Annotated in this window: 2 rRNA genes; both read left to right on the top strand. The window is 44.4% G+C overall.

The features are described 5' to 3' along the window. A 23S ribosomal RNA gene (locus AC0L0O_RS30125) occupies positions 1-96 on the top strand; the annotation flags it as partial. Positions 97-144: 48 nt separating this feature from the next. After that, positions 145-232, top strand: a 5S ribosomal RNA gene (gene rrf / locus AC0L0O_RS30120); the annotation flags it as partial.

Genomic DNA, 232 nt, shown 5'->3' with positions numbered 1-232 from the left:
TAAGATCCCTGAAAGATGATCAGGTTGATAGGTTCGAGGTGGAAGCATGGTGACATGTGGAGCTGACGAATACTAATAGATCGAGGACTTAACCATATAATATGTAGCAATGTTATCTAGTTTTGAAGGAATATGCCTTCATAGTTTGGTGATGATGGCAGAGAGGTCACACCCGTTCCCATACCGAACACGGAAGTTAAGCTCTCTAGCGCCGATGGTAGTTGGGACCTTG

It is taken from the genome of Bacillus sp. GS3m_15504 (assembly GCF_055825275.1).
Note: the sequence above shows the minus strand (reverse complement) of the source record. Positions and strands in the feature narration are given on the sequence as shown.